The sequence below is a fragment of the Streptomyces sp. NBC_00525 genome, assembly GCF_036346595.1.
Lineage (GTDB): Bacteria > Actinomycetota > Actinomycetes > Streptomycetales > Streptomycetaceae > Streptomyces.
On the sequence record NZ_CP107834.1, the window covers coordinates 305,895 to 331,899 of the forward strand.

The 26,005-nt window shown below is 73.8% G+C and carries 18 protein-coding genes and 1 pseudogene; 7 read left to right on the plus strand and 12 right to left on the minus strand.

Going from position 1 to position 26,005, the window contains the following annotated elements; all coding sequences use genetic code 11:
* Positions 1-47: 47 nt before the first annotated feature.
* Complete coding sequence (locus tag OG710_RS01315; protein WP_330237691.1) at positions 48-1,169, minus strand: SchA/CurD-like domain-containing protein; 1,122 nt, start codon at positions 1,167-1,169, stop codon at positions 48-50.
* 187 nt (positions 1,170-1,356) lie between these two features.
* Between OG710_RS01315 and OG710_RS01320 the strand changes: the two genes are divergently transcribed.
* Complete coding sequence (locus OG710_RS01320; RefSeq protein WP_330237692.1) at positions 1,357-2,985, plus strand: FAD-dependent oxidoreductase; 1,629 nt, start codon at positions 1,357-1,359, stop codon at positions 2,983-2,985.
* 39 nt (positions 2,986-3,024) lie between these two features.
* On the opposite strand, the gene OG710_RS01325 is transcribed toward OG710_RS01320, so the two are convergent.
* Positions 3,025-4,548, minus strand: a complete 1,524-nt coding sequence (locus tag OG710_RS01325; protein WP_330237693.1) for an alpha/beta fold hydrolase — start codon at positions 4,546-4,548, stop codon at positions 3,025-3,027.
* A 180-nt stretch (positions 4,549-4,728) separates the two neighbouring features.
* Here OG710_RS01325 and paaK point away from each other — a divergent pair, with 180 nt between their 5' ends.
* Both paaK and OG710_RS01335 read left to right on the plus strand, forming a co-directional pair.
* Positions 4,729-6,015, plus strand: coding sequence for a phenylacetate--CoA ligase PaaK (gene paaK / locus OG710_RS01330; protein ID WP_330237694.1), 1,287 nt, complete (start codon positions 4,729-4,731; stop codon positions 6,013-6,015).
* 109 nt (positions 6,016-6,124) lie between these two features.
* The gene (locus OG710_RS01335) at positions 6,125-6,907 is read left to right on the plus strand and encodes an SAM-dependent methyltransferase (protein WP_330237695.1); all 783 of its coding nucleotides are present in this window, start codon (positions 6,125-6,127) and stop codon (positions 6,905-6,907) included.
* 15 nt (positions 6,908-6,922) lie between these two features.
* Here the strand turns inward: OG710_RS01335 and OG710_RS01340 are convergent, their stop codons facing one another.
* Positions 6,923-8,422 (minus strand): acyl-CoA synthetase, encoded by a 1,500-nt coding sequence (locus tag OG710_RS01340; RefSeq protein WP_330237696.1) that lies wholly within the window; start codon positions 8,420-8,422, stop codon positions 6,923-6,925.
* A gap of 230 nt (positions 8,423-8,652) precedes the next feature.
* Between OG710_RS01340 and OG710_RS01345 the strand changes: the two genes are divergently transcribed.
* Complete coding sequence (locus OG710_RS01345; protein WP_330237697.1) at positions 8,653-10,482, plus strand: serine hydrolase; 1,830 nt, start codon at positions 8,653-8,655, stop codon at positions 10,480-10,482.
* Positions 10,483-10,537: 55 nt separating this feature from the next.
* On the opposite strand, the gene OG710_RS01350 is transcribed toward OG710_RS01345, so the two are convergent.
* Positions 10,538-12,619 (minus strand): serine/threonine-protein kinase, encoded by a 2,082-nt coding sequence (locus OG710_RS01350; protein WP_330237698.1) that lies wholly within the window; start codon positions 12,617-12,619, stop codon positions 10,538-10,540.
* Complete coding sequence (locus OG710_RS01355; RefSeq protein WP_330237699.1) at positions 12,601-13,536, minus strand: oxygenase MpaB family protein; 936 nt, start codon at positions 13,534-13,536, stop codon at positions 12,601-12,603. The genes OG710_RS01350 and OG710_RS01355 overlap by 19 nt, the downstream gene beginning before the upstream one ends.
* 164 nt (positions 13,537-13,700) lie before the next feature.
* Here OG710_RS01355 and OG710_RS01360 point away from each other — a divergent pair.
* Positions 13,701-14,623, plus strand: a pseudogene (locus OG710_RS01360) (ADP-ribosylglycohydrolase family protein).
* On the opposite strand, the gene OG710_RS01365 reads toward OG710_RS01360, so the two are convergent.
* Positions 14,613-15,770, minus strand: a complete 1,158-nt coding sequence (locus OG710_RS01365) for a methyltransferase (protein WP_330237700.1) — start codon at positions 15,768-15,770, stop codon at positions 14,613-14,615. The pseudogene OG710_RS01360 and the gene OG710_RS01365 overlap by 11 nt on opposite strands.
* 112 nt (positions 15,771-15,882) lie before the next feature.
* Complete coding sequence (locus OG710_RS01370; RefSeq protein WP_330237701.1) at positions 15,883-16,083, minus strand: hypothetical protein; 201 nt, start codon at positions 16,081-16,083, stop codon at positions 15,883-15,885.
* 249 nt (positions 16,084-16,332) lie between these two features.
* Between OG710_RS01370 and OG710_RS01375 the strand changes: the two genes are divergently transcribed.
* The gene (locus OG710_RS01375; RefSeq protein WP_330237702.1) at positions 16,333-17,172 is read left to right on the plus strand and encodes an endonuclease I family protein; all 840 of its coding nucleotides are present in this window, start codon (positions 16,333-16,335) and stop codon (positions 17,170-17,172) included.
* Between the two features lie 36 nt (positions 17,173-17,208).
* On the opposite strand, the gene OG710_RS01380 is transcribed toward OG710_RS01375, so the two are convergent.
* The gene (locus OG710_RS01380; RefSeq protein ID WP_330237703.1) at positions 17,209-17,775 is read right to left on the minus strand and encodes a hypothetical protein; all 567 of its coding nucleotides are present in this window, start codon (positions 17,773-17,775) and stop codon (positions 17,209-17,211) included.
* Between the two features lie 151 nt (positions 17,776-17,926).
* Here OG710_RS01380 and OG710_RS01385 point away from each other — a divergent pair, with 151 nt between their 5' ends.
* Entirely contained in the window at positions 17,927-19,042 is a 1,116-nt protein-coding gene (locus tag OG710_RS01385) for a baeRF3 domain-containing protein (protein ID WP_330237704.1), read from the plus strand.
* Between the two features lie 95 nt (positions 19,043-19,137).
* On the opposite strand, the gene OG710_RS01390 is transcribed toward OG710_RS01385, so the two are convergent.
* From OG710_RS01390 to OG710_RS01405, 4 genes are all read right to left on the minus strand, one after another.
* Complete coding sequence (locus OG710_RS01390; protein WP_330237705.1) at positions 19,138-21,537, minus strand: phosphoketolase family protein; 2,400 nt, start codon at positions 21,535-21,537, stop codon at positions 19,138-19,140.
* A gap of 22 nt (positions 21,538-21,559) precedes the next feature.
* The gene (locus tag OG710_RS01395; RefSeq protein ID WP_330237706.1) at positions 21,560-22,972 is read right to left on the minus strand and encodes an NADP-dependent succinic semialdehyde dehydrogenase; all 1,413 of its coding nucleotides are present in this window, start codon (positions 22,970-22,972) and stop codon (positions 21,560-21,562) included.
* Positions 22,973-23,169: 197 nt separating this feature from the next.
* On the minus strand, positions 23,170-23,700 hold the full coding sequence (locus OG710_RS01400) for an ATP-binding protein (protein ID WP_330237707.1): 531 nt from the start codon (positions 23,698-23,700) through the stop codon (positions 23,170-23,172).
* Between the two features lie 197 nt (positions 23,701-23,897).
* The gene (locus OG710_RS01405) at positions 23,898-25,997 is read right to left on the minus strand and encodes a xanthine dehydrogenase family protein molybdopterin-binding subunit (protein WP_330237708.1); all 2,100 of its coding nucleotides are present in this window, start codon (positions 25,995-25,997) and stop codon (positions 23,898-23,900) included.
* Positions 25,998-26,005 lie beyond the last annotated feature (8 nt).

A 26,005-nucleotide genomic window follows, 5' to 3' on the forward strand; every position in this document is an offset into this window, starting at 1 on the left:
GTTGTGTGACGGGTCGGGCGAGAACCCCCCGGATGCCGGAGCGCGGTTCAGGAATCCGCGGCCCTCCGGTCGGTGATCAGCCGCATCTCGGACCGGGCGAGGAGGCGGGCGGCGTCCTGGTCGTTGGCCGGGACGGTGCTCGCCGGGCCGTCCAGGAGCCGGGCCAGCCGGGCCGCCTTGCCGGGGCCGTGGATGCCGAGGGCCTGGGCGGGCTGTGCGTCGAGCGGGCCGCTGACCTCCAGGAGGCGGACGACGACGTCGTCGCGCTGGAAGATCGTGCTGCTGTCGATGGTGCTGGCGGTGTCGTCGGCGGCCTCCTCGTCGTGTCCGGCCAGCAGCCGGGCCAGGGCCATGCCGCAGCCCTCCTTGGCCCGGTAGAACACGGCGTGGCGGTGCAGGGTGCCGGGGTCGTGGCGGCCGGCCGAGACGTGGTGCACGGTGGGCAGGGCCGCGCGGGTGAAGAACATCCGGGCGGAGTCGGGGTCGGCGAGGTCCCGGTCCTGTTCGAGGTAGGGGTTGATGGCCTCCTCGACGGCGCGGATCTCGGGCTGGCGGGAGACGTGGCGCAGCGCGGCCATGAGGTCGCCCTCGACCTCGACGGCGCGGACGACCCGGTTGCCGTGCATGAACAGCGAGGTGCGGCGCAGCCGGGTGTGGTCGTCCACCCGGGAGCGGGGCGACTCGTAGGCGGCGAGGTGCCGGGCGACGATGTCCTCGGTGCCCGGCTTCACGGTGAAGGTGAGCGCGTGGCGTACGACGCCGTCGCCGAGGCGCGGCGAGGTCTGGAGGCCGCCCCTGACCGGGTCGGGGACGGTCTCGAAGCCCTGGCCGGTCTCGCGCAGGACGCTGAAGCGCAGCGAGCGGGTGTCGCGTACGCAGCTGTGCAGGGGCTGTACGGTCGCGACGTGCTCCTCGCTGTTGACCCAGGCGAGGAAGGGCGGGGCGCTCTCCCATTCGCTGGTGATCAGCCACTGCGAGGGGTTCTCGATGGACTGGCACAGCTGGTCGCTGATGTGGCCGGGGACGGAGGCGACCTGGTTGCGCATGTGCTCGTACGCCTCCAGGAACTGCTTCTGGGCGCCGTCGTGCAGGTCGAGCAGCAGCACGACGCGCAGCCTCGATCCGTCGAAGGCGGATTGTGAGATCCGTTCCGAGAGGGTGGTGGTCATCCGGGGACTCCTTGGACGCGGGGACGGGGACGCTCGCTGGGTCGTCTCCGTGACCGATCGTGAAACGCTGGTCCGCCCGACGCGAGATTTATGAACCGTTCAGGTGAGCAGGCGTCCCAAGGGCTCCGAGCGGCCGCGGGCCGGGCATGGACAACGCATCTGAACGGCGTCGGAGCTGGAGCAACTGATGAACGAGAACGTCGATCTCCATGTACCGGTCCTCATCGTGGGCGGCTCGCTGGTGGGGCTGTCCGCTTCCCTCTTCCTCGGCCGGCTCGGCGTCGAGCACCTGCTGGTCGAGAAGCACGCGGCCACCTCGACGCATCCGCGTGGCCGGGGCAACAACGTGCGGACGATGGAGGTTTTCCGCAGGGCGGGGGTGGAGCGGCAGATCCGCGAGGCGGCCTCGGTGCTGGCGGACAACCACGGCATCCTGCAGGCGGGTTCGCTGACCGGGGACGACCAGGAGTGGCTGCTGCGCGAGATCGATCCGGGCGGGGCGCTCGCCCGGATCAGCCCGACGGGCTGGTGCCTGTGCAGCCAGAACGACCTGGAACCGGTGCTGCTGGAGCGGGCGCGGGAGCAGGGCGGCGATCTGCGGTTCTCGACGGAGCTGCTGTCCTTCGACCCGGACGCCTCGGGTGTCTCGGCGGTGCTGAAGAACCGGGAGACCGGTGAGCACACGACCGTGCGGGCGGACTATCTGATCGCGGCGGACGGGCCGCGCAGTCCGGTCCGCGAGCAGCTGGGGATCGGCCGTTCGGGGGCGGGCGACCTGTTCCACAACGTGAGCGTCACCTTCCGGTCGCGCGGGCTGGCGGAGGTGCTGGGTGAGCGGCGTTTCATCGTGTGCTATCTGACGAACCCGGAGGCGGAGGGCGCTCTGCTGCCGGTGGACAACGAGCGGGAGTGGGTGTTCCACGCGCCGTGGCAGCCGGACCGGGGCGAGACGCTGGAGGACTTCACGGACGAGCGGTGCGCGCGCCACATCCGTACCGCGGTGGGCGCGCCGGACATCGATGTGGAGATCACCGGGAAGGCGCCGTGGCACGCGGCCGAGCGGGTGGCCGAGCGGTATGGGCGGGGGCGGGTGTTCCTGGCCGGTGACTCGGCGCACGAGATGTCGCCGACCGGGGCGTTCGGTTCGAACACCGGTATCCAGGACGCGCACAACCTGGCGTGGAAGCTGGCCGCGGTGCTGCGGGGCGAGGCGGGGCGGGGGCTGCTGGAGACGTACGGGCAGGAGCGGCTCCCGGTGGCGCGGGCGACCGGTGAGCGGGCGTCCGCGCGGTCCGGGGAGCACAGCCACCCCGGCTACGCGCCGCCGCCGTCGGTGGGCGGGGGCAAGCGGGGCGGGATGCTGAACGTGGCGCTGGGCTACCGGTATGTGGCGGGCGCGGTGCTGGGGGTGCCGGCGGACGCGGCGGTGGTGCCGGACGGGATGCGGCTGACGGGCGAACCGGGCAGCCGGGCGCCGCACATGTGGCTGCGCCGGGGCGGGGAGCGGATCTCCACGCTGGATCTGTACGAGCGCTCGTTCGTGCTGCTCGCGGACGGCTCCGACACGGTGTGGCGGCGGGCGGCGTCGGAGGTCGCGGACCGGCTGGGGGTGCGGATGGAGGCGTACGGCATCGGCGCGGGCGCTGAGCTGGAGCCGGAGGACGGGGCGGACTGGGCCGGGGCGCACGGGACCGGCCGGGACGGCGCGGTCCTGGTGCGTCCCGACGGGTTCGTCGCCTGGCGTGCCCCGTCGGCCGCCGAGGACGCCGCGGCGACGCTGCACGAGGTTCTGGTGACGCTGCTGCGCCGGGACTGAGCGGCTGCCGGACCGGCCTCCGGGAGGCCGGTCCGCCCGTCAGCCGATACCGAACGACCGGAGGGCCGCGAGGAATTCCTCCGGTCGTTCGGTGTGTACGAGATGTCCGGCGTCGAGGGTGACGAGCCGGGCGCCGGGGATGCGGCGGGCGAGCGCGGCCATGTCCTCCTGCCGGATCTGGCTGCGGGGTCCGCCGCCGATGACGAGGGTGGGGGCGGTGATGGCGCCGAGGAGTTCCAGCGACGCCGGGTCCGGGGCGTTGAGCTGGGCGTCGACGGCCGGGACGAGGGGCCAGTCGAAGTCCGTCTCGCCGCCGGGGTGCACGGGGACGGGGCGCGGCGGGTCGAGCGGGACGGGCAGCGGCGCCTCCTCCAGGACCAGGCGCCCGATGAGGCCGGGGTGGCGGCCGGCGAGCAGGTAGGAGGCGGCGCCGCCCATGGAGTGCCCGACGACGGTGGCGCCGGCGAGGTTGCGGGCCTCCAGGAAGCCGTGCAGGTCGTCGCGGAACAGTTCGAGGCTGTAGCGGCCGGGCCAGTCGCTGAGGCCGTGGCCGCGGAAGTCGAAGGCGTACACGCGGTGGGTGGCGGCGAGCCGGGCGGCGATCCCGGCCCAGTCGCGGCTGTCGCCGCAGCGGCCGTGGGCGAGGACGACGGGCGGTGCGGCGGGGTCGCCCCAGACGCGGTACGCGAGCCGGGTGCCGCCGGCCAGGACGCTGTGCACCTCGGGGTCGAGGAACGCCTCGACGGTGCGGGCGAAGGCTCCGGCGTCGTCGATCCACGGGAAGTGGGCGGCGCCGCGCTGCACGGCGAACTCCGCGTGCGGGAAGAGCGCGGCCAGTCCGGCGGCCCGGCCGGGCGGGGTGACGGTGTCGTACTCGCCTGCCAGGACGAGGACGGGGGCCCGGAGGGTGCGCAGGGCGGGGACGGTGGCGGCCGGGTCGAAGGCGCCCGGGCCGGCGTAGCGGGCGGCGGCCTCGGCGTTGATCTGCGCGTCGGAGGCGGCCGCGTGCGCGCGTTCGGCGGTGCCCCAGCGGGCGTACAGGAACGGCCGGGTCCTGGCGCGCAGTTCGTCGCTCGGCCGGCCGGCCCAGATCTCCTCCAGGGCGGCGAGCGCGTCCTCGTACCAGGGTTCCGGGCCGCGCAGGGCGGCCGTCTCGCGGGCCTCGCGGCCGGCGGCGGGCAGGCCGGCGGCGCGGGTGGTGGGGGCGACCAGGACGAGGTTGCGCAGCCGGTGCGGGTGGCGGGCGGCGTAGAGCGCGGCGAGGTCGCCGGCCGCGGAGTGGGCGAGCAGGTCGACGCGGTCGAGGCCGAGGTGGGTGCGCAGGGCCTCGATGTCGTCGGTCTGCCGGTCGCAGCGGTAGGTGGCGGGGTCCTCGGGGGCGGCGGAGTCGCCGGTGCCGCGCGGGTCGAGGAGGATCAGCCGCCGGCGGGCGGCGAGGCCGCCGAGGGTGCCGAGGTAGGCGCTCGCCCGCATGGCTCCGCCCGGCAGGCAGATCAGCGGCGCTCCCTCCCCCGCGATGCGGTAGGCCAGCTCGGTTCCGTCGTACGTGTGGAAGGTCGGCATGCCTCCATCCAAACAGGGCCGTCCGGGTGACGCGGGCGAGTTGGGCAGCCTGGTGGCGGCCGGGCCCAGGGAGATGCGTCGCGCCCCTTGCCAGGGGGTGCGTGATCCTGAATTACTGCTCCCGGAGGAGACGACCGAATGATCGGTCGTCCGCGCGGCGTACGGAACGGGGAGGCCCGCATGACGGCTCTGCTGGACGCGGCGGAACGGATGAGCCGCGACGGGCTCGAAGCTCTCCAGCTGGAGCGGCTGCGGGCCACGCTGCGCCACGCGTACGAGAACGTCGCGCACTACCGGGCGGCGTTCGACCGGGCGGGGCTGCGGCCGGAGGACTGCCGTTCGCTCGCGGATCTGGCCCGGTTCCCGTTCACCACCAAGGCGGACCTGCGGGACAACTACCCGTTCGGGATGTTCGCGGTGCCGGAGGCGGAGGTCCGTCGCGTCCACGCCTCCAGCGGCACGACGGGGCGCCCGACCGTGGTCGGCTACACGCAGGGGGACCTGGACGTCTGGGCGGACGTGGTGGCGCGCTCCATCCGGGCGGCGGGCGGGCGGCCGGGTCACAAGGTGCATGTGGCGTACGGCTACGGGCTCTTCACCGGCGGTCTGGGCGCGCACTACGGGGCGGAGCGGCTGGGGTGCACGGTGATTCCGGCGTCGGGCGGCATGACGGCCCGCCAGGTCCGGCTGATCCAGGACTTCCGGCCGGAGATCATCATGGTGACGCCCTCGTACATGCTGACCATCCTCGACGAGTTCGAGCGGCAGGGCGTCGATCCCCGGTCGACCTCGCTGCGGACGGGGATCTTCGGGGCGGAGCCGTGGACGCGGGAGATGCGGCGCGAGATCGAGGAGCGGTTCGCGATCGACGCGGTGGACATCTACGGCCTGTCGGAGGTGATGGGGCCGGGCGTGGCGCAGGAGTGCGTGGAGACGAAGGACGGGCCGCACATCTGGGAGGACCACTTCTATCCGGAGGTGGTCGACCCGGTCTCCGGGGAGGTGCTGCCCGACGGGGAGGAGGGCGAGCTGGTGTTCACCTCGCTCACCAAGGAGGCCATGCCGGTGATCCGGTACCGGACGCGGGACCTGACCCGGCTGCTGCCCGGCACGGCCCGGGTCTTCCGGCGCATGGAGCGGGTCACCGGGCGCAGCGACGATCTGGTGATCCTGCGCGGGGTGAACCTCTTTCCCACGCAGATCGAGGAGATCGTGTTGCGGACGCCGGGGGTGTCGCCGCACTTCCAGCTCCGGCTCACCCGTGAGGGCAGGCTCGATGTGCTGACGGTGCGGGCGGAGGCCAGGCCGGGGGCGACGCCGGAGCAGCGGGCGGCGGCGGCCGCGTCGGTGGCGGCGGCCGTCAAGGACGGCATCGGTGTCTCGGTGGGCGTGGAGATCCTCGATCCGGAGACGCTGGAGCGGTCGGTGGGCAAGTTCCGGCGGATCGTGGACGAGCGCGGGGAGTAGGCCAACTCGGCTGCTGACCGGCGGGGTTGCTGTGGCAGGATGGGCCGGAGTGAGCCATTGTCCGCCGGGGGGACTCGTGTTCTCCGGCCCGAGGGTTGGGAAGCACCTCATGACGGCAGGTCAGGTCGACACCAGCAGGCCGCATCCGGCCCGCGTCTACGACTACCTCCTGGGCGGCAAGGACCACTACCCCGTCGACCAGGCACTCGGCGAGCAGATGCCGGAGCCGGCGAAGGTGGGCGTCGCGCAGAACCGTTCCTTCATGCACCGGGCGGCCGCCTGGGCGGCGCGGGAGGGCATCGACCAGTTCCTCGACATCGGGACCGGCATCCCGACCCGGCCGAATCTCCACCAGATCGTCCAGGAGATCACCCCGTCGGCCCGGATCGTGTACACGGACAACGATCCGATCGTCCTGCGGCACGCGGAGGCGCTGCTCGTCAGCACCCCGGAGGGCGTCACCGACTATCTGGAAGCCGATGTGCGCTCTCCGGAGAAGATCCTCGACCACGCCCGTACGGTGCTGGACTTCGAGCGGCCCGTGGCGCTCTCGATGATCGCCCTGATGCACTTCCTGGCCGACTCGGACGATCCGTACGGCATCACCCGCACGCTGGTCGACGCGCTGCCCGCCGGCAGCTGCCTGGTGCTCTCCCACTTCACCGTGGACTTCCTCGCCGCCCACCAGGAGGCGCTGGCCCGCTACCGGTCGAGCGGCATCACGCTGCAGCCCCGCAGCGGTGCGGAGGTGGCCCGCTTCTTCGACGGGCTCGACCTGGTCGCGCCCGGTCTGGTGGCCGCCCCGCACTGGCACGGCACGCCCGCCCCGGAGCACGGGGAGATCCCCGACACCATCTACGCGGGCGTCGGCCGCGTGCGCGGGCGGGCGTGAGCGCGCCGGGCGCCGTCAGGCGAGGCGGTCGCGCAGTTCGCGCTTGAGGATCTTGCCGCTGGCGTTGCGCGGGAGGCCGTCCGCGAACACGATCCGCTTCGGGGCCTTGAAGTGGGCGAGGCGTTCGCGGGCGTGGCCGATCAGCTCCTCCTCGGTGGCCTCGCCCTTGAGGACGACGACGGCGGTGACGGCCTCGATCCAGCGCTCGTCGGGCAGCCCGACGACGGCCGTCTCGGCGACGGCGGGGTGGGTGTAGAGGGCGTCCTCGACCTGCCGGGACGCGACGAGCACCCCGCCGGAGTTGATGACGTCCTTCACCCGGTCCACGACCGTGAAGTAGCCCTCCGCGTCGCGGACGGCGAGGTCGCCGGAGTGGAACCAGCCGTCGCGGAACGCCTCGGCGCTCTCCTCGGGCTTGTCCCAGTAGCCGGAGCACAGCTGGGGCGAGCGGTAGACCACCTCGCCGGCGGTGCCGTCGGGCACCTCGGCGCCGTTCTCGTCCACGATCCTGGCCTCGACGAAGAGGACGGGCCTGCCGCAGGAGTCCATCCGGCCCTCGTGCTCGTCGGGCCCCAGCACGGTGGCCAGCGGGCCGATCTCGCTCTGCCCGAAGCAGTTGTAGAAGGCCAGCCGGGGCAGCCGGCCGCGCAGGCGCTCCAGCACCGGGACGGGCATGATCGACGCCCCGTAGTACGCCTTGCGCAGCCCGCCCAGGTCGCGGGAGGCGAACTCGGGGTGGTTGGCGAGGCCGATCCACACGGTGGGCGGGGCGAAGAGGCTGTCGGCCCGCCCGGACTCGACCAGCTCGAAGATCCGGGCCGGGTCCGGGGCGTCCAGGACGGTGTTCTCTGCGCCCACCGCGAGGTAGGGCAGCAGGAAGACGTGCATCTGCGCCGAGTGGTAGAGCGGCAGCGCGTGGACGGGCCGGTCGCCGGCGCGCAGGTCGAGGGCGGTGACGGCGCTGACGTACTCGTGGACGAGGGCGCCGTTGGTCATCATCGCGCCCTTGGGGAGCGCGGTGGTCCCGGAGGTGTAGAGCAGCTGGACCAGGTCGTCGGCGCCCGGCTCGTGCGCGGGGGCGAAGGGGCGCGGGGTGGCGAGGCCGGTCAGCAGCGAGTCCCCGGCGTCGCGCAGCGCCCGTACGGCGAAGCCCTCCGGGAGCCGGTCCGCCAGGGGCGGGTCGGTCAGGACCAGGGAGCTGCCGGACTGGCCCAGGATGTACGCCAGGTCGTCACCGGTGAGGTTCTGGTTGACCGGGACGTGGACCAGGCCGGCGCGGGCGCAGGCGAGGAACGCGATCAGATACGCGTCCGAGTTGTGGGCGTAGGCGGCGACCCGGTCCCCCGGCCGCAGCGCGTGGTCCTCGGTGAGGACGGCGGCCGCGGTGGTGACGGCCGCGTCGAGCTCGCGGTAGGTCCAGGCCCGGTCGGCGTACCGCAGGGCGGTCCGTTCGGGGGTGCGCCGTGCGCTGCGGGTCACGACGCCGTCGACTGTGCTGCTGCGTACACCGGTCATGGCGTGATCCTGGGTGGCCGGGACGCGGTGGTCAAGGGTCTCCCCCGCCGGGCCGGGCGGCACACCGTGCACGGGCCCCGCCTCCGGCATGCGTGACGACCCGTCAGATTTATTGCGGCGCCGCCCTCTTCGGCGCGGCGGGTGGTGACAGTACCCTCTGCTTCGGCAGGAAGTTTCACGCTCGGAAGAGATTTCGAAAGTAACTTTCAGGCAGCGGGAAGGGATCGCGGATGACGCGGGACACGGCAGGCGGGGGCATCAGCAGAAGGCGGCTCGGAGGTGGGATGCTGGCCCTGGGCGGGGCACTCGCCCTGGCGCCCATCCCCTTCGCGGGCACGGCGTCCGCCACGGAGTCGGAGGCGACGTCGCCGGAGACGAACACCGGCCGGGGTGCCCGGCCGACGCTGCGGTACGGGTCGGCGGCCCGTGCCGGACTGCTGTCCGAGCCGCTCGACCGGCTGGTGACGGAGGCGGAGCGCTATCTGGACGCCTCGCCCCGCCACCCCTGGTACGCGGGCGCCGTGCTGCTCGCGGGCCGGGGCGGGACGGTGGCGCTGCACCAGCCGATCGGCAAGGCGGTGCGCTACTCGGCGTACGACGAGAAGACCGACACCGGGGTGGAGTTCCCCCCGGACCGGCAGATCCCGATGGCCGGGGACACCGTCTTCGACCTGGCGTCGGTCTCGAAGCTGTTCACCTCGATCCTGGCCGTGCAGCAGATCGAGCGCGGCACGCTGGAGCTGGAGGCCCCGGTCGCCTCCTATCTGCCGGACTTCGCCCGCGGCGGCAAGCAGGACATCACCATCCGTCAGCTCCTCACCCACACCTCGGGGTTCCGGGCCTGGATTCCGCTCTACCTCGCGCCGACGCGGGAGGGGAAGCTGGAGCTGCTGTGGAACGAGGAGCCGGCCAGTGCGCCCGGTACGGCCTACCTCTACTCCGACCTGAACCTGATCTCGCTCCAGCTGGTCCTGGAGAAGCTGACCGGGCTGTCCCTGGACGTGCTGCTGCGCGAGCGGATCACCGCCCCGCTCGGCATGCGGCGCACCCGGTACAACCCGCCCGCCTCCTGGAAGCCGAAGATCGCCGCCACCGAGGACGCCCGGCAGCCCTGGTCCGGCCTGGAACGGGGCCTGGTCTGGGGCGAGGTGCACGACGAGAACGCGTACAGCCTGGACGGGGTCGCCGGGCACGCCGGGGTGTTCTCCTGTGCCTGGGACCTCGCGATCCTGGCGCGTACCCTGCTCAACGGCGGGGTGTACGGCCGGGCCCGCATCCTCGCGGAGGACTCCGTCGATCTGCTCTTCACCGACTTCAACACGGCGTTCCCCGGTGACGAGCACGGCCTGGGCTTCGAGCTCTACCAGCACTGGTACATGGGCGCCATGGCCACGCCGCGTACGGCGGGGCACACCGGCTTCACCGGGACGAGCCTGGTTCTGGACCCGACGACGGACTCGTTCCTGATCGTCCTCGGCAACTCCGTGCACCCGGTGCGCAGCTGGCGCTCCGGCAGCGCGCCGCGCGTGGCCACCGCCAACCAGATGGCGCGGGCCGTCGCAGTCCGGCCGGCCCGCGGCCGTACGGCGTGGTTCTCCGGGATGGAGAGCGCCACCACGGCGACCCTGGCACTGCCGCCGCTGGCCCTCGCCTCCTCGCGGGCCCGGCTGACCTGTGCGCTGTGGTGGGACACCGAACCGGCGTCGGACTTCCTGCTCCTGGAGTCCTCGACGGACGCCGGGGCCACCTGGCGGCCGGTCCCGTTCACCACCACCGCCACCGGCCGGGAGCGGGGCGCCCGCCCCGAGGAGCATCCGGACGGCTCGCTCTCCGGCTGGTCGGGCCGCGTCTGGCACCACCTGGACGCCGCTCTCGGCGGTCTGCGGGGTACCGGAGTCCGGCTCAGATGGCGCTGCACCACGGATCAGCTGTACGTGGGCAGGGGCGTGTACGTGGACGCCATCAGGGTCGAGGACGGCGGCCGTACGGTCTTCGACGAGAGCAGGGCGCCGGACGCCCGGCGCATCGAGGCGGACGGCTGGGTGGCGTCGGCCGACTGACCGGTCCGCCGGGGACGCGGGGCGGGCGGGCCCGGCCGCCTGCCCCGTACCGGTGTCAGAGCGGCGGCCCGACCGGCTGCTGCCGGAGCGCGGCGACGTCCCGGTAGAGGTCGGCGGCCTCGCGGGCGCGGCCCAGCTGTTCGAGGCAGTGCGCCTCGTCGTCGCGGCCGGCCAGGGTGTCGGGGTGGGCGGCGCCCAGCAGCCGGGTCCGGGCGTCGGCGACCTGCCGGTAGACGGTGAGCGCCTGCGCCCAGCGGCCCAGCCAGCCGAGGGCGACGGCGACCTCGCGGCGGCTGACCAGGGTGTCCGGGTGGTCGGGGCCCAGGACGTGTTCCCGTGCGGCGCAGACCGCGCGCGCCTCCGCCAGGGCCTCGTCCCAGCGGGCCAGCCGGCCCAGGTTGACGCCCAGTCCGTGGCGGGCGCGCAGGGTCTCGGGGTCGTGGGGGCCGTTGACCCGCAGGCGGTCGGCGACGAGCGTGCGGTACAGCTCCAGGGCGTCCACGCTGCGGCCGAGCCGGCCCAGGCTGATGCCGACCTCGTAGCGGGTGGCGAGGGTGTCGGGGTGGTCGGCGCCCAGCAGCCGGGTCCGCGCCTCGGCGACCTGCCGGTAGGTGTTCAGGGCCTCCGTCCAGCGGCCGAGCCGGCCCAGCGCGTACCCGACCTCGTACAGCGTGACCAGCGTGTCGGGGTGGTCGGGGCCCAGTACGCGGGCGCGGGCCCCGGCCACGTCGTGGGCCATGCGGTAGGAGTCCTCCAGGCGTCCCAGCCTGCTGAGGCTGAAGGCCAGGTTGTGGCGGCAGCGCAGCGTGTCGGGGTGGTCCGGGCCCGAGGCGCGCTCCCGCGACGCGAGGACGGCGGTGTGCAGTTCGTGGGCCTCGGCGTGCCGCCCGAGGCGGCCCAGCGCGTACGCCATCTGCTGCCGGGCGGCGAGGGTCTCGCCGTGGTCGGGGCCGAGGAGGCGGGCCCGGTCCTCGGCGAGCCGGCCGAACTCGCGCAGCGCGTTCTCGGCGCGCTCCTTGCGCCCCGATGCGGAGCCGGGCGCGGGCGAGCCGGCGAGGGTGCCGGGCGGGGCGGGGTGCGGTGCGGCGCCGGTGGTCCAGGTGAGGGTGAGGCCGGCCGTGCGGTCGGGCGGGGCCAGGGGCGGGTGTCCGGTGACGGTGGCCTTGTGGCCGCCGGTCATCGTCGCCGCCCAGGCGGGCAGTCCGGGCGTGGCGCGGCTGCCCCGGGTGAGGGCGGCGGGCGGGCCGAGCGGCATCCGGCCGGCGGGTTCCGCGAAGGGCTGTTCGCCGGTGCGGCCGACGGCGATGCGGCGGCGCAGGTCGTGGGCGTCGGCCGGGCGCTCCTCCGGGGTCTTGGCGAGCAGGTCCAGGACGACGCGGTCGAAGAACCCCGGGAGTTCGGCGCGGTGGGAGCGCAGCGGCTCGGGCGTGGTGTCGCGGTGGCCGACGAGGATGCCCCAGGAGTCCTCCATGTCGAAGGGCGGGGCGCCGGTCGCGATCTCGTACAGCACGCAGCCCAGCGAGTAGAGGTCGCTGCGGTGGTCCACCTGGCCGCCGCTGATCTGCTCCGGGGACATGTAGTGCGGGGTGCCCATCGCGACGCCGACGCCGGTGAGCCGGGAGGTGACCGGAATGCCGTGACCGGGCCGGGCTATGCCGAAGTCGCAGATCTTCACCGTGCCGTCGGACAGCCGCATGATGTTGGCGGGCTTGAGGTCGCGGTGGACGATGCCCTGCTGGTGGGTGTAGCCGAGGGCGTCGGCGACCTGTTCGGCGATGTCCACGATGTCGTCCACGGGCAGCGGGTTCTGCTCGTTGTCCTCCAGGAGCTGGCTGAGGTTGCGGCCGTCGAGCAGCTCCATCACGAGGTAGAGCACGCCCTCGTACTCGCCGAAGTCGTGCACGACGGTGACGCCCCGGTGCTGGAGGGCGGCGGCGACCCGCGCCTCGCGGCGGAAGCGCTCGCGGACGACGCGGGTGTGGTCCTCGTCGTGCCGGCCGCTCATCGGCTTGAGGCATTTGACGGCGACCTGGCGGCCCAGCGCTTCGTCGCGGGCACGCCACACCTCGCCCATGCCGCCCCGCCCGATCAGGTCGAGCAGCCGGTACCGGCTCTGGATCAGCCTGGTCTCCGCCATCCCTGTTGCCGCCCCCGTCGTTCCGCCCGCTGTCGCCGCGCCCTCCCCGGCGCGTCCAGTATGGCTGCCTGCCTCTTCAGTGTGTACGGGGTGGGGCGGCTGCCGGGTCCGAGGCGCGCCATCGCGCCCATGATGTGACCGGGCGGCAGCCGCCACCGCAGCCGGGCGGGGACGGCGCGCAGCAGGGCGCCGGTGGTGCGCAGCCTGCGGTCCACGGCGGCGGGCGGCGGCGCGGCCCTGCCGTACAGCTCGTGGGCGAATGGCGGCAGGGACTGGTAGGCGAGGTCCGCCGCGTGCCGCCAGAGCAGGGCGCGGGCCGGGACGAGGAGGGGGTGGACGGGCGGCCGGTGCAGGAAGCGGGCGACGTCCAGCGCCTCCGGGGTCCGGGCGAGGGCCGGCCGTACGCGGGCGAAGTAGCCGGCGAGTTCGGCGGTCGTCGCGGGGACGTCGTCGGGGTCGAGGCCGACCAGGCGGGCGCTGTGCCGGTGTTCACCGATGTACCGGTCGGCCTGCCGGGCGGTGAGCGGGTAGCCGGAGCGGAGCAGGACCTGAAGGTAGGAGTCGGCCTCGGCGCAGTGCACCCACAGCAGCAGTTCGGGCTCGTCGACGCCGCAGGTGCGGCCGGTCGCCGGGTCGGTGACCGTGAGGTGGCGGTGGATCCTCCGGACCCGCGCGCCCGCCTTCTCGGCGGCTTCGGTGGTGCCGTACGTGAGGGTGCCGACGAAGCCCGCCGTGCGCATGAGCCGGCCCCAGGCGTCGTCCCGGAAGTCCGAGTTCTGGGTGACGCCGCGCACCGCGAGCGGGTGGAGGGCCTGGAGGTAGAGGGCACGCACCCCGGCGATCCACATCATCGGGTCGGCATGCAGTTGCCAGGTGACCGACGCGGGTCCGAAGAGTCCGGGGTCGGCTTCCGTCATGGGGGTGTCCCTCCCGCTCGGTGGCGGCCCGGAGCCGGGCCGCCGGACGCCCCCAGTGTGGCCGGGGGCGCGCGGACGGTCGAGGAGGGCGACGGGCGAGGGGGTCGGCGGGCCAGCGGGCGAGGAGGTCGGCGGGCCAGCGGGCGCCTTGCCATACTGCTCCGATGACCGACGCACCTTCCTCCGCCCTGGATTCGCTGTCCGGACTCGCCTTCGGTGACGCCTTCGGCGACCGCTGGTTCGGCATCCTGCGGCGCGAGGGTCCCGAGCCCCTGGAGTCGCGGACGCTGCCCCCGGAGCCGGTGTGGCGGTGGAGCGACGACACCGCCCAGGCGCTGGTCCTGGTCCGTGAACTCGCCGAGGGGGACGGCATCGTGGACCAGGACCGGTTCGCCCGGCGCCTGGCCGAGGAGTACGCGGCCGACACGCACCGCGGGTACGGGGCCTCGATGCACGACGTGCTGCGCCGGATCGGCGCGGGCGAGCCCTGGCGGGAGCTGGTGGCCGCGCAGTTCGAGGGCATGGGCTCGTGGGGGAACGGGGCGGCGATGCGTGTCGCCCCGCTCGGCGCCTGGCACGCCGCCGATCTGGACACCGTCGTCGAGCAGGCCGCCCGGCAGAGCGCCGTCTCGCACCACCACCCGGAGGCGGCCGCCGGGGCGGTGGCGGTCGCCGTCGCAGCGGCGCTGGCCACGCGCGGCCGGGGCGGCCCGGCGCCCGAGCGCGGCGCGTTCCTCCGGGAGGTGGCCGCGCACCTGCCGGACAGCGAGGTGCGCTCGGCGTCCGGATCGCGGCCCGGATGCCCGCCCGTACCTCGGTCCGCCACGCCGCGGAGGTCCTGGGCTCCGGCTACCGGATGTCCGGGCCCGACACCGTCCCCTTCGCGCTGTGGTGTGCGGCGGGCCATCCGGACGATCTGGAGGAGGGCCTGTGGGTCACCGTCGGCGGCCGCGGTGACATCGACACGACCTGCGCCATCGCGGGCGGGGTGATCGCCGCGCGTACGGGCGCGGCCGCTCTTCCGCCCGCCTGGCGGGCGGCGCGGGAGCCGCTGCCCCTGGACCGCGTACCGCGGCTCAGCGCTTGACGGCGCGCAGCACCACGAACTTCGGGTCGCCCGCGACGGTCTGGCAGTTGCCGAAGACGCGGCGCAGGGTGGTGTGGTGGCCCAGGTGCCGGTTGGCGACGACCCACAGCTCGCCGCCCCGGCGCAGGGCGCGCCGCGCGCCGTAAAACATGCTCCGGGCGGTGGCGTCGGTGGTGGCCTGGTGCGAGTGGAACGGCGGGTTGTTGAGGACCAGGTCGGCGCTGTCGGGCTCGGCGCCGGCCAGGCCGTCCCCGACGACGAAGCTCGCCCGTGCGCCGGGTCCGGTGTTGGCGCGGAAGGTCTCCTCGGCGGAGGCGACGGCCTGGTGGGACTCGTCGATGAAGGTGAGGGTGGCGTCCGGGTTGGCGAGGGCGGCGGCGAGGCCGAGGACGCCGTTGCCGCAGCCGAGGTCCACGACCCGGTCCGGCCCGGTGCGGACCGGCAAGTGCTTGAGGAAGAAGCGGGTGCCGATGTCGAGCCGGTCGGCGCAGAAGATCCCGGCGTGGTTGGTGACGGTGTGCCCGGCGGCCGCTCCGGCGTCCGGGGGCAGTGCGTAGCGCAGGGGCCAGGGGCTGGGGGTGCGCGGCAGGGCCGGGTCCGGGGTGCAGTGGATGAGCCGGGCCTTGCGCACGGCGAGGGAGGTGCGGGTGGGGCCGATGATGCGCTCGAACAGGGCGAGGGTCGAGGTGTGGATCTCCTTGACCATGCCGGTGCCGATGACGAGGGTGCCGGCGTGGACGGCGGGCGCGAGCCGGTGGAGCTGGTCCTCCAGGAAGGCGAGGCTCTTGGGTACGCGGACGAGCAGGACGTCGATGCGGTCCGGCGGGGTGTCGCGCGGGGAGAGCAGGCGCACGGCGTCCGCGGGCAGGCCGTTGCGCGCGAGGTTCGCTGCGGTCGCCCGCTGCCCGAGGCAGGAGTCGCTGATCTGCACCGGGTGGTGGCCGGCGAGCGCGGTGCTGAGGGCGCCCCAGCGGTCCCCGACCACCACGACGCGGCCCTCGACGGCGACCGGGGCGGCGCCTTCGGTGCCCTCCAGGTGCTGGAGCAGATAGGCGTCGGCCGCGTCCCAGGCACGGAGCGGGTCGCGGGGGTCCTCGGGGAAACGGGCGAGGTCATAACCGCCCGCTGACGTCGTCAAACGGTTCATTGTGCGTTCAGGCTAACCGAGCCGGGCCCGGCGCCCGTACTGCCGTACGGCGCGACGGCCGCTGCCGCCGCGCCTGGTGCGCCTGGTGCGCCTGGTGCGCCGTACGTGCCGTCTACGGCAGTCGCTTGTCGATGGCCGCCCGGCCCTCCCTGGCCAGGGTGCGTTTCGCCCAGTCGAGGTTGGCCGGGGTCAGGTCCTTCCCCGACGCGAGCACCAGGTCCTCCGCGGACGGGTCGTCGGTGGCGCCGGTGTGCAAGAGGTCGTCCGGAGTCACGCCTCGGACGTCGGATACGGAATCGGACTCGTCGCTCATGCCGCCTCCCTTTCCTTCCCGTCATTCTCGCCCGCCGCCGACGCCGCCGCATCCGAGGCCGGGAGCGGCCCGCGAGGCGGGCGCCGCGCCCTCACTTGACCTGCACATGATAGATACGCGGCGTTCACACATCGTGACGGTCCGCATGGGACGCTCCCGCGTACACATAGCGGACACCACTCACCGCGGAACCGTTTCCCCACCCCCGACGGCGCCGCGGTGCGTGCATTCCCGGAGAGGACACCCCACATGTCCCGTCGCCACCTTCCCGCGCGCGGCTCCCTGCCCGTCGCGCTCGCCGCCCTCGCGGTGCTCACCGGCACGGCGGCCGCCGCGCCCGCACCGCTGCCCTCCCCCGCCACCGCGGCCTCCACCACCGCGGCCCGCTCCTCGCTCTCCGCGCTCGACGACACCTACTACGAGGACGCGGCCGGCAGGACCGGCACCGCGCTCAAGAACGCCCTGCACACGATCATCAGCGACCAGAGCAGGCTCAGCTACAGCCAGGTCTGGAACGCCCTGAAGGACACCGACCAGGACCCGGCCGACTCCACCCACGTCATCCTGCTGTACACCGGGCGCTCGGAGCCCAAGAGCGACAACGGCGGCAACGTCGGCCAGTGGAACCGGGAGCACGTCTGGGCCAAGTCCCACGGCGACTTCGGTACGGCCACCGGCCCCGGCACCGACATCCACCATCTGCGCCCGGCCGACGTCCAGGTCAACTCCGTACGGGGCAACAAGGACTTCGACAACGGCGGCAGCCAGGTGAGCAACGCGCCGGGCAACTACACCGACAGCAACTCCTTCGAACCACGCGACGCCGTCAAGGGCGACGTGGCCCGCATGATCCTCTACATGGCGGTGCGCTACGAGGGCGACGACGCCTTCCCCGACCTGGAGCCCAACGACAAGGTGTCGAACGGGTCCGCCCCGTACATGGGCCGGCTCTCCGTACTGAAGCAGTGGAACGAGCAGGACCCGCCGGACTCCTTCGAGAAGCGGCGCAACGACGTCATATACGAGCGGTACCAGCACAACCGGAACCCGTTCGTGGACCACCCGGAGTGGGTGGAGGCCATCTGGTGACGGCCTCTCGCTGAGCGGCGCGCGGGCCGCCGGCCGTCAGCTCCGTTCCGCCTGGGCGACCCGGGGGAACGACTTGACGCCGGCGGCCTTCGCGCTGTTGGCGTGCTCGCTGACCGTCTCGCCGGGCGCCACGCCGGAGAAGCCGAGCACCACGGAGTCCAGCACCTTGTCCGATGAGCCGACGAACTCGACGCGCACCGCGAAGAACGCCGCGTCGTCGCCCCGGTTCGTCACGCGGACCAGGGCGCTGCGGAACTTCTCGCCGGACCGGACCGCGATGCCGCTGACGGAGACGTCGTCGATCGCGTCGCCCTTGCCCTTCACGCCCTTGAGGGTCGCCGCGGCCTTCTGCCGGTCGCGCTCCGCGTCGGCGGAGACCGAGGCGGCGAACTCGTCCTGGGTGCGCCCGCCGGGGCTGGCGCTCGGGCTCGCCTCCGGCTCGGCGGACAAGGTGCGGGTGGACCGGGCGGTGCCCGGTGACGAGGTGTCGGAGTCACCGCAGGCGGCGGCGCCCGCGACGAGCAGCGCGGTGAGTACGGCGGGGGTCAGGCCGCGGGCCACCCGGCCCGGAAGGGGGCGCCGCACGGGGCCGGTCCGGTTCACAAACGCTCCGTCCACTGAAGCGGGCGCGGGAGACAGGGCTCCTCGCACCCGGAATGACCAACTCGCCCATACTAGGATCAAAAGGTATGAATTGACTCGTTGGAATCACCCGCTCCGTAACGCGGTGCGCCAATCCCCAGGGAGGGAATTGATGGACACGGACGCCCTGACCGCCGGCCTGCTTCAGGAGCTGCGCGCGACCAGGCCCTATCCGGCCCTGTCCCTGACCATGCCGACCCACCGGCGTGCCCCGGACAACGCCCAGGACCCCGTACGGCTGCGCAATCTGCTGTCCGAGGCCCACAACCGGCTGGAGGCCGACCCGGCCGTCTCCCGCGAGACCTGCGCGGCGATCAAGCGGCAACTGGAGCGCGCCGTCGACGAACTCGACCAGCGCCGGGCGCTGGACGCGCTGGTGCTCCTGGCGACCGCCGACGAGTACCGGATCTGGCGACTGCCGCGTACCGCACCCGAACGGGTGGTGCTGAGCGACAGCTACCTCACCCGCAACCTGGTCGCCGCGAAGGCTCAGGCCCGGCCCTTCTGGGCGCTGACGGTGGCCGCCGACCACGCCGCACTCTTCAGCGGCACGACCGAGTCGGTGCAGGAGGTCCACATCGGCGGCTTCCCGCTCACGGCCCCGCGCGAGGACTTCGACCCGCAGCGCGAGGAGCAGATCGGCGACACGCCCAGCAACTTCGCCAGCGAGGACACCAAGCTCTTCCTGCGCACGGTGGACGAGAAGCTGCGCGCCGTGCTGGCCACCGACCCGCGTCCGCTGTACCTGGTCGGCATCGCCCCCGCGCTCGCCCTGTTCGAGGAGGCCGGGCAGTGCGCGAAGGACGCGGTGGGCCGGGTCACCAAGGGCGCGCCGGCCGACAACGCGCCCCGCGAACTGCTCACCGAGCTGCGCCCCGCCCTGGAGGCCCGGCGCGCCCGCTTCGCGGCGGAGATCGACGCCAAGCTCGACGCGGCACGCGGCCGCAAGGCGTTCGCCGGGGGCCTGGACGAGGTGTGGGCGGCGGTGCGCGAGGGGCGCGCCGGGCTGGTGGCGGTGGAGGAGCATTACCAGCAGACGGTGCGGATGGACGAGGAACATCTCCGGCCGGTCACCGACGAGGTGGTGGACCCGGCCGACGTGACCGTCCGCGAGGACATCGTGGACGAGCTGGTGGAGGCGGCGCTGGACAGCGGGGCGGAGGTGTACTTCGTCGCCGACGACTCCCTCGAGGCGCACGGCCGGATCGCGGCGGAACTGCGCTTCTAGGACCGGCCCGGCACGCACGGCCGGCCGGCCCGGCGCGACGGGCCAGGGGCCCGGACGGAACGCTCCGTCCGGGCCCCTCGCCGTGTCCCGCGCGCTCAGCCCTCCCAGGACCAGTCGGCCACCTCGGGCAGGTCGGTGCCGTGTTCGCGAATCCAGGCGTGGTGGCGGGTGCGGGAGTCCGCCATCTCCTGACGCACCGCCACCGCGCGGACGCCGAGGCCGGGGACCCGGTCGATCACGTCCATGACCAGCCGGTAGCGGTCGAGGTCGTTGCGGACGACCATGTCGAAGGGCGTGGTCGTGGTGCCCTCCTCCTTGTAGCCGCGCACATGCAGATCGCCGTGCCCGGCGCGGCGGTAGGCCAGCCGGTGGATCAGCCAGGGGTAGCCGTGGTACGCGAAGACGACCGGCCTGCCCCGGGTGAACAGCGCGTCGTACTCGGAGTCCGGCATGCCGTGCGGATGCTCGGAGTGCGGCATGAGCCGGGCCATGTCGACCACGTTGACCACCCGTACGGCCAGTTCCGGCAGATGGCGCCGCAGCAGCTGGGCGGCCGCCAGGGTCTCCAGGGTGGGCACGTCGCCGGCGCAGGCGAGGACGACGTCGGGCTCGCGGCCGCCGTCCTCGGTGCCCGCCCACTCCCAGACGCCGGCGCCGCGTGCGCAGTGCACCCGTGCCTGGTCCAGGGTCAGCCAGTCGAAACTCGGCTGCTTCCCGGCGACGATGACATTGACGTAGTCCCGGCTGCGCAGCGCGTGGTCGGCCACGGAGAGCAGGGTGTTGGCGTCGGGCGGCAGATAGACCCGGACGACCTCGGGGCTCTTGTTGAGGACGTGGTCGACGAACCCGGGGTCCTGGTGCGAGAAGCCGTTGTGGTCCTGGCGCCAGACGTGCGAGGTGAGCAGGTAGTTGAGGGAGGCGATGGGGCGGCGCCAGGCGAGCCGGCGCGAGGTGCGCAGCCATTTGATGTGCTGGTTGACCATCGAGTCCACGATGTGCGCGAACGCCTCGTAGCAGGAGAACAGCCCGTGCCGGCCGGTCAGCAGATAGCCCTCCAGCCAGCCCTGGCACAGATGCTCGGACAGCACCTCCATGACCCGGCCGTCGCGGGAGAGGTGCTCGTCGGTCGGGAGGGTGCGGGCCTGCCAGGCCTTGCCGCTGGCCTCGTAGACCGCGTCGAGCCGGTTGGAGGCGGTCTCGTCGGGGCCGACGAGCCGGAAGTCCCTGCGGTCGGCGGTGGCCGCCATGACCGCTTCCAGGAGGCCGCCCAGGACGCGGGTGGGCTCGCGCAGCGTACGGCCGGGCCGGTCCACCGGGACGGCGAACCCGTCCAGGTCCGGGATGGGCAGGTCGCGCAGGAACAGGCCGCCATTGGCGTAGGGGGAGGCGCCCAGGCGCAGGTCGCCCTCGGGGACGCAGGCCAGCACCTGTTCGGTGGGGCGGCCGTCGGCGTCGAAGAGTTCGGCGGGCCGGTAGGAGCGGAGCCATGCCTCCAGCCGGCGCAGGTGGTCGGGGTTCTCGCGGACGCCGGGGAGCGGGACCTGGTGGGCGCGCCAGGTGCCTTCGACGGGCACTCCGTCCACCTCGGCGGGCCCGGTCCAGCCCTTCGGGGTGCGCAGGACGATCATCGGCCAGCGCGGCCGCCCGGTGTCGCCGCCGGTCCGGGCGGCGGCCTGGATCTCCGCGACGCGGTCGGCTGCGCGGTCCATCGCGAGGGCCATGGCCCGGTGCACGGCGCGCGGTTCGTCGCCCTCGACGTAGAGGGGGTCGTGGCCGTAGCCGCGCAGCAGGGCGTCGAGTTCGGTGTGCGGGAGGCGGGCGAGCACGGTCGGGTTGGCGATCTTGTAGCCGTTGAGGTGGAGGACCGGCAGGACGGCGCCGTCGTGGACGGGGTCGAGGAACTTGTTGGCGTGCCAGGACCCGGCGAGCGGTCCGGTCTCCGCCTCGCCGTCACCGATGACGCAGGTGACCAGCAGCTCCGGGTGGTCGAGCGCGGCTCCGTAGGCGTGGCCGAGCGAGTAGCCGAGTTCGCCGCCCTCGTGGATGGAGCCGGGGGTCTCGGGGGCGACGTGGCTGGGGACCCCGCCGGGGAAGGAGAACTGCTTGAACAGCCGGCCCATGCCCTCGGCGTCCCGGCCGATGTCGGGGTAGATCTCCGAGTAGCTGCCTTCCAGCCAGGAGCCGGCGAGGACGGCGGGCCCGCCGTGGCCGGGGCCCCAGACGCACAGGGCGCGGGTGCCGCGGGCGCGGACGAGGCGGTTGAGGTGGGTGTAGACGAGGTTGAGCCCCGGTGAGGTGCCCCAGTGTCCGAGCAGCCGGGGTTTGATGTGCTCGGGGGCGAGCGGCCGGGTCAGCAGGGGGTTGTCCATCAGGTAGATCTGGCCGGCGGCCAGGTAGTTGGCGGCCCGCCAGTGCGCGTCGAGCGCGTCGATCTCCTCGTCGCCGGGGCCGGTCGCCCGCGGGGGCGGCGGGGGCTGCGGTGGGGCGTCGCTCATGGTCCTGCCTCTCTGCGGGCGGTCACCGGGGCTCGGAGCCGTACCAGACGGTGGTGGCGTTGCAGAACTCGCGGATGCCGTGCCCGGCGAGTTCGCGCCCGTAGCCGGAGCGCTTCACGCCGCCGAAGGGCAGCGCGGGGTGGGAGGCGGTCATGCCGTTGAAGAAGACGCCGCCGGCCCGGAGGTCGCGGACGCAGCGTTCGGCCTCGCCGGCGTCACGGGTCCATACGTTGGAACTGAGTCCGAAGGGGGTGTCGTTGGCCACCTCCAGGGCCTGGTCGAGGCTGTCCACGCGGTAGAGGGAGGCGACCGGGCCGAAGGTCTCCTCGCGGTGGACGCGCATCTCGGGTGTGATGCCGGCGAGGACGGTGGGCGCGTAGAACCAGCCGTTCTCCAGTCCGCCGGCCAGGCCCTCGGGGCGGCCGCCGCCGCACAGGGCCTCGGCGCCCCGGCGCAGGGCGTCGTCCACCAGTTCCTCGATGTCGGCGCGGCCCTGTTCGCTGGCGAGCGGTCCGACGTCGGTGGACTCCTCCAGCGGGTCGCCCACGGTCAGTTCGCGCATGCCGGCGGTGAAGCGTTCGGCGAACTCCTCGTACACCTCGGTGTGCACGATGAACCGCTTGGCGGCGATGCAGGACTGGCCGTTGTTCTGGGCGCGGGCGGTGACGGCGGTACGGGCGGCCTTGGCGACGTCCGCGGAGGGCAGGACGAGGTAGGGGTCGCTGCCGCCGAGTTCGAGGACGGTGTGCTTGATCTCGTCGCCGGCGATCGCGGCGACGGAGCGGCCGGCCGGTTCGCTGCCGGTCAGGGTCGCGGCGGCGACGCGGGGGTCGCGCAGGATGCCCTCGACGGCCTTGGAGCCCACCAGCAGGGTCTGGAAGCAGCCGGCCGGAAAGCCGGCGCGGCGGAAGAGGTCGCCGAGGTAGAGCGCGGTCTGCGGCACGTTGGATGCGTGCTTCAGCAGGCCGGTGTTGCCCGCCATCAGGGCGGGGGCGGCGAAGCGCACGACCTGCCAGAGCGGGAAGTTCCACGGCATGACGGCCAGGACCGGGCCCAGCGGGCGGTAGCGGACGTACGCGCGTACCGCGCCGGAGTCCTCGACGTCGGCGGGCGAGGGGTGCTCGTCGGCGAGCAGTTCCTCGGCGCGGGCGGCGTACCAACGCATCGCCTTGGCGCACTTGGCGGCCTCGGCGCGGGCGGCGGTGACGGGTTTGCCCATCTCCAGGGTCATGGTGCGGGCGATGTCCCGCCGGTCCTCGTCCAGCAGGTCGGCGGCCCGGCCGAGCAGCCGGGCCCGTTCGCCGAATGAGGTGGTGCGGTAGTCGCGGAAGGCGGCGTCGGCCGCGGCGATCCGCTTCTCGATCTCGTCGTCGTCCAGGGCGTCGAACGTTCTGAGCGTCTCGCCGTTCGCGGGGTTGACCGTCGCGATGGGCATGCCTGTGGCCTCCTTGCCTCGGTACCTCGACCGTGCCGCGCGCCGGGGCCCGCCGCAACGCGGGCCGGGGCACGGCGGGCCCCCGGCACCGCATACCCGGCCGGCGCGGATCATGCGTGCTCGGGGACACGCGATCCGCGCCGGCCGGGGGTCGGGGGCGGGGTGGGACGGGGCGGGACCGCCGGGGCCCGTCCGCCTCAGACGAGGGCGGGGGCGGGGGTGACGTCGGGGACGCTCTCCTCTACGGCGGCCGGGACCGGCTCGGGGATCTCGGCGGCCACGACGGGCGGGCGGCGGAACTCGCGGACGCCGGGCAGCGGCGGCAGCGGCACCAGTCCGATGTGCTGGGGCTCCTGGGCGTACCGGGTGAACCAGACGACCTTGCCGTCGGCGGTGCGGCAGGTGCCCCAGCTGTCGCTGAGGGCCATGACGCGGCTCAGGCCGCCGCCGCCCTCGCGGAGCAGCCGGGGCATCCCGGAGCCGTTGTCTGCGACGGAGACCGTGAGGTGCCGTCCGGACCAGCGGAGTTCGACGACGCAGCGGTTGTCGTCACCGACGTGCCGGTGGACATTGGTCAGCAGCTCCTCCACGGCACGGCACACGGGCCGTACGTGGAGTTCGAGACTCCAGTGGCGCAGATGGGCGGCGACTATGCGTCGCAGCTGGTCGACACGTTCTGCGGAAACCTGGAGTTCGACCAGATAGTGCCGGTCGAGTGGAACGGTCATCGTCGAGGCTCCTCACATCGAGGCCCACGTGCTTCGCCCCGTTGAACCAACGACCCCCGAATACGAAGAGTGAGCGGATGTCTCTTCTGGGTCACTCAACAGGGTGACCCCGCTGGGCCGGTCGCGCAACATGTCGGCCCGCACACCCGGTGTGACCGGCGCTTTCGCGCGGCCGGGTGACGGGCGCGCCGTGGTGGTCAGGGCAGCCGGGTGAGCACCCGGTCGGGGGTGAGGGGCGGGGTGCGCAGCCGGACGCCGGTGGCGTGCCGGAAGGCGTTGCCGACCGCGGCGGCGGCGCCGACGATGCCGATCTCCCCGATGCCCTTGCTGCCCATGGGGTTGAGGTGGGGGTCGTCCTCCTCGATCCAGTGCGCGTCGATCGCGGCCACGTCGGCGCAGACGGGCACGTGGTACGAGGCGAGGTCGCATTCGGTGAAGTCGCCGAAGACGGGGTCCATGGTGGAGCCCTCGGTGAGGGCCATGCCGATGCCCATGGTCATGCCGCCGATGAACTGGGAGCGTGCGGTACGGGGGTTGAGGATGCGGCCGGCCGCGAAGACGCCGAGCATGCGGCGCACCCGCACCTCGCCGGTGCGGGTGTGCACGGCGACCTCCGCGAAGTGGGCGCCGAAGGCGTGGCGGGCGTACGGGGATTCCGCGGCGGTCTCCTCGGTGGTGTCCGCGGTGACGGTCAGGCCCTCGGCGGGCAGGGGTCCGGTGTGCGCGGCGAGCCGTTCCGCCAGCCGGGTGGCGGCCTTGTGGACGGCCCAGCCCCAGGAGGCGGTGCCCGAGGAGCCGCCGGCCAGCGGTGCGTCGGGCAGGTCGCTGTCGCCGATGTCGATGGCCACGTCGTCCAGCGGTACGCCGAGGGCCCGGGCGGCGATCTGGGCGAGGACGGTGCGGGCGCCGGTGCCGATGTCCGTCGCGTTGACGGCGATCCGGTGGCCGCCGTCCGGGCCGGCGTGGGCGGAGGCGTGGCAGGCGCTGGCGTAGACGGGGTACGTGGCCGAGGCGACCCCGGTGCCGAGGAGCAGGGGGCCCTCGCGGCGGCTGCCGGGGGCGGGGTCGCGGTCCTGCCAGCCGAAGCGTGCGGCGCCCTCGCGCAGACAGGCGGCCAGGCCGCGGCTGCTGAAGGGTTTGCCGGAGTCCGGTTCCTCGGCGGGGTCGTTGCGCAGCCGCAGTTCGACGGGGTCGAGGGAGAGTTCGGCGGCGAGTTCGTCCATGGCGGACTCCAGCGCGTACATGCCGGACGCCTCGCCGGGGGCGCGCATCCAGGAGGGGCTGGGCACGTCCAGGGCGGTGACCCGGTGGGTGGTCCGGCTGTGCGGGGAGCCGTACATGACGCGGGCGGGCACGGCGGCCTGCTCCACGAACTCCTTGACCCGCGAGGTGTGGGTGACGATCTCCTGGGCGACGGCGGTCAGTGTGCCGTCCGGCTCGGCGCCGAGCCGGACGCGCTGCACGGTGGGCGCGCGGTGGCCGACGAGGGCGGGCATCTGACGCCGGGGCAGGGCGAGTTCGACGGGGCAGCCGGTGTGCAGCGCGGCCATCGCGGCGAGCACGGCCTGGGGGCGCGGGGTGCCCTTGGAGCCGAAGCCGCCGCCGACGTGCTCGGAGACGGCGGTGACCTGGTCGGTGCTGAGCCCGAAGGCGGCGGCGAGGCTGTCGCGCACCTTGGTGGCGCCCTGGCTGGAGTCCCACACGGTGAGGTGCCCCTCGGGCGACCAGTGGGCGGTCGTGGCGTGCGGCTCCATCGGGTGGTTGTGCAGTGCCTCCAGCGTGTACGTCACGTCGACGCGTACGGGCGCGTCCGCGAAGGCCCGGTCGAAGTCGCCGCGTTCGCGGACGGCCGGGTAGCCGCCGTTGGCGTTCTCGGGGGTGTAGAGGCCGGGGTGGTCCGCGGTGAGGAGCACGTCGTGCGGGGAGGTCTCGTACGCGATGTGCAGGGCGTCGGCGCCCGCGCGGGCGGCGGCGAGGCTGTCGGCGACGACGAGCGCGACGGGCCAGCCCCGGTGGGGCACCCGGTCGTCCTGGAGGACGGCCAGGATGGGGTCGTCCGGCTCCTCCAGGCGCGGTGCGTTGTCGTGGGTGAGCACGCAGTGGACGCCGGGCTGGGCCAGGGCGTCGACGGTGCGTACGGCGGTGACCCGGCCGGCCGGGACGGAGGCGGGCACGGGCCAGGCGTAGAGGCAGCCGGGCAGACCGCGTTCGGCGGCGTAGCGGGCGGTGCCGGTCACCTTGGCGCCGCCCTCGCGGCGGACGGCGGGCGCGCCCAGGGGCTGGGGGGCGTGGCTCATGGCGGGGT

Coding starts and splice junctions, on each gene's coding strand:
- OG710_RS01315 (WP_330237691.1), bottom strand. CDS start 1,169: ATGACCACCACCCTCTCGGAACGGATCTCACAATCCGCCTTCGACGGA.
- OG710_RS01320 (WP_330237692.1), top strand. CDS start 1,357: ATGAACGAGAACGTCGATCTCCATGTACCGGTCCTCATCGTGGGCGGC.
- OG710_RS01325 (WP_330237693.1), bottom strand. CDS start 4,548: ATGCCGACCTTCCACACGTACGACGGAACCGAGCTGGCCTACCGCATC.
- paaK (WP_330237694.1), top strand. CDS start 4,729: ATGACGGCTCTGCTGGACGCGGCGGAACGGATGAGCCGCGACGGGCTC.
- OG710_RS01335 (WP_330237695.1), top strand. CDS start 6,125: ATGACGGCAGGTCAGGTCGACACCAGCAGGCCGCATCCGGCCCGCGTC.
- OG710_RS01340 (WP_330237696.1), bottom strand. CDS start 8,422: ATGACCGGTGTACGCAGCAGCACAGTCGACGGCGTCGTGACCCGCAGC.
- OG710_RS01345 (WP_330237697.1), top strand. CDS start 8,653: ATGACGCGGGACACGGCAGGCGGGGGCATCAGCAGAAGGCGGCTCGGA.
- OG710_RS01350 (WP_330237698.1), bottom strand. CDS start 12,619: ATGGCGGAGACCAGGCTGATCCAGAGCCGGTACCGGCTGCTCGACCTG.
- OG710_RS01355 (WP_330237699.1), bottom strand. CDS start 13,536: ATGACGGAAGCCGACCCCGGACTCTTCGGACCCGCGTCGGTCACCTGG.
- OG710_RS01365 (WP_330237700.1), bottom strand. CDS start 15,770: ATGAACCGTTTGACGACGTCAGCGGGCGGTTATGACCTCGCCCGTTTC.
- OG710_RS01370 (WP_330237701.1), bottom strand. CDS start 16,083: ATGAGCGACGAGTCCGATTCCGTATCCGACGTCCGAGGCGTGACTCCG.
- OG710_RS01375 (WP_330237702.1), top strand. CDS start 16,333: ATGTCCCGTCGCCACCTTCCCGCGCGCGGCTCCCTGCCCGTCGCGCTC.
- OG710_RS01385 (WP_330237704.1), top strand. CDS start 17,927: ATGGACACGGACGCCCTGACCGCCGGCCTGCTTCAGGAGCTGCGCGCG.
- OG710_RS01390 (WP_330237705.1), bottom strand. CDS start 21,537: ATGAGCGACGCCCCACCGCAGCCCCCGCCGCCCCCGCGGGCGACCGGC.
- OG710_RS01395 (WP_330237706.1), bottom strand. CDS start 22,972: ATGCCCATCGCGACGGTCAACCCCGCGAACGGCGAGACGCTCAGAACG.
- OG710_RS01400 (WP_330237707.1), bottom strand. CDS start 23,700: ATGACCGTTCCACTCGACCGGCACTATCTGGTCGAACTCCAGGTTTCC.
- OG710_RS01405 (WP_330237708.1), bottom strand. CDS start 25,997: ATGAGCCACGCCCCCCAGCCCCTGGGCGCGCCCGCCGTCCGCCGCGAG.